The sequence below is a fragment of the Vibrio makurazakiensis genome (assembly GCF_050337375.1).
GTDB lineage: Bacteria > Pseudomonadota > Gammaproteobacteria > Enterobacterales > Vibrionaceae > Vibrio > Vibrio makurazakiensis.
Genome location: NZ_JAKJSW010000014.1, coordinates 1 through 2,773 on the forward strand (window position 1 = coordinate 1; position 2,773 = coordinate 2,773).

General features: G+C 41.5%; 2 protein-coding genes. Both read left to right on the top strand.

Annotated features, from left to right (window positions below; translation table 11 throughout):
• Positions 1-1,103, top strand: a 1,103-nt coding sequence (locus L4C33_RS00915) for a DUF3131 domain-containing protein (protein WP_428810604.1), incomplete at its 5' end; no start/stop codon positions are given.
• Between the two features lie 1,099 nt (positions 1,104-2,202).
• The coding region (locus tag L4C33_RS00920) for a family 16 glycosylhydrolase (protein WP_428810605.1) at positions 2,203-2,773 on the top strand (571 nt) is incomplete at its 3' end.

Here is a 2,773-nt window from a genome sequence, read left to right on the forward strand (position 1 = left end):
CAGCTAAGGAATTTGAATTTATTACGAATAAGGAATACGACGAACGTTTGTCGTTGGTCTTGGCATTTCTAAATGAAATGGATTTAAGTTCAGTTCAAGTTCCGAACAAGGTATACAACACCCAAACAGGGAAGATGGTCAATTATGGAAATCAATATCAAGATATTGGTTGGTCTTCACTTGATGTGGGTCGTTTGTTGATTGTTTTGTCTATCGTGAAACGAAACTCTCCAGAATTCTCTGAGTATGTAGATAAAGCGGTTTTGCGTTGGAATTTTTGTGAGTTGGTCGGAAATGACGGCGAGTTGTATGGCGGTTCTGTTCAAAATGGGACTATTTCACGATACAAAGAAGGAAGACTTGGGGTAGAAGAGTATACGTCTTATGGCTACTTAGATTGGCAATTAGTCCCTGAAAAAGCGATGAGCTTAGAACCATACGAAGTTGTGACGATCAATGGCATAGATATATTATTTGATGGTCGTGACCCTAGAGTATTCAATGTTCTTCGCCCAGTGTACTCAACACCATATTTGCAAATGGGGATGGAATTTAATTGGGATTCTATCTCAGATGTAGAGTCCCACGATTCAAAGCATACGAATCAAACGTTATCGGCAATGGCCGATGCCATCTACAAAGTGCAAGAACAACGCTGGGAGCAAGAGCGCATTTATACAGCTAGGGGTGATCACCTTGTAACTGGTGCTCCTTACTATGTTTACGATGCAATCTATGGCCTTGGTACGCCGTGGATAACGCTTGCAGATGATGGAAGCTCTCATGACGAACTCGCTTTAGTGTCTACTCGCGTTGGCTTTCAAATGTGGGCGTTATGGAAGACGGATTATACTGACCGATTAATGACGCTGGTGAAAGAACTCTACGATCCACAGCGTGGTTGGTATGAAGGGAGATATGAAGTCTCTGGTGCATACGAAAAGAGTATTAGTCTAAAAACTAACTCAGGGGTGCTTGAAGCCTTATTGTATAAACAGAGAGGGAAATTGTATCAAGCGAATCCAGATATTGAGTATCGTGACGTTAAGTTTAATTCTCGCTTCGATCACCCTGGACGCTGTTTAGCGGAGACATTTCGATGATTAGGCTGATTAGTTTTTTGCTGGTTTTTGTATCAGTTTCTGCTTTAGCTCTTACTAAACCATCCGTCGATCTTCTGACTAAGCCCACTTTGCTGTTATCACAAGGCCGATTGTTGCAAGCGTCTGAAAATTTCCATTATCAAAGTAGCCTAGTGCTGTCTCAGGAAGCGAAATTTGGTACGGCTGCAATGTGGCAAACGGCGGGGTTGGCTGAAGGGTTAGCCGCCATGGCTGCTGAAAAAAATAATGATGCAATTGCGTATGAATATTGGTCCAACAGTGTGCGTTATTTTTTGATGGGGGGAAGCTCGTGGGAGAAAGTGCAAAGTGAAGTCTATCGAGAATTCAATCAAGCCAATAACCACCTTCAAGTAAGTATGCAGCAAGGTGGTGGGGGAGCAACATTGGATGATGTCTGGTTGCAAAAACTATCTATTGTCGAAGTTTGGGAAGATAAACTTGGGTATTTTAGTTATAAAGCACCGTCTCCTGGATTAGTGATAAATGCTAGGCAAAAACCAGTCGAAAACGCACCTTTAGAAAATACTCAGTATAAATCGCATAATCCACAGTCGAAGCTGGTGATTTCCCCGTCTTATTCAGCGACTCCAACCTTTGTGCCTAAGCCCGTCCCTTCAATAAATAATTCAGAATCAACATCAGTCGAGAATGCGGTTGATGCCATTATCCCTTCCAAGGTTGTGGTAAATGACGCAGAACTAAAAGCTAATAGTCTTGATTCAGACATCAATGCTGGAAAGTCAGTTAGTCAAAGTGGTGCGGATAATGTTACAGAGGTTCAGCCACTTAAATTTGAGCAGACAACACTCCAAGAAATGGAAACGAGTAGTAAGGTTATAACAGGGGAGGAAAGCTCTAGTGCTCCCCAAGATGTTTCTGAAGATGAAATTACGCAACCCAGTAAACATGTACATAGAGGAAATCTAGAGGCTGGAANTGCAAAAGGGGTGAGCGCAGTTCAAAGACGTTCGTTTGCTCCTAAACTAGCTGACTGAAGATAGTTTTTAAATTCTTATTATGCATAATATCAATATGCGTATACGCTTATAATAACTTAAATACAAAATGTATCATTCTTATGACTAAGTTGATTTGGGCACCCATTTGTGTGCTAGCGCTTTGCGCAAATTCTACCTCTGTATATGCGATGAAATCTTTTTCTGATCCACTAACTGAGCTTAATAATGAAAAATGGTGGCTGGCCGATGGTTGGAGTAACGGCTTTCCATTCCTTAGTAGTTGGGAAGCGAGTGCGGTTAGTTATGACCCTCAAGGTATGTCTATTACATTAAGTGGCCGACAGTCGGATGCAGCTTCAACTATTGAGTTTTTCTCTGGAGAGTTACGTAGCCACGAGTTTTACTCTTATGGGTGTTTTGAAGTAGAAATGAAACCAGTATCCGCTCCTGGCGTAATTAGCTCTTTCTTCTTATTCAGTGGGCCATATGACCGACCAAAAAACGGTAGCGGTAAACATAACGAAATCGATATCGAGTTTTTGGGTGTAAATACCAATATGGTTCAAATGAACTTTTGGACTGACGATGACGAATATAAAAATAGTCACGAAACGTTGGTTTTCCTCGATTTTGACGCATCGGAAGACTTTCACCATTATGCGATCTATTGGGGGAAAGATGGGATTGAGT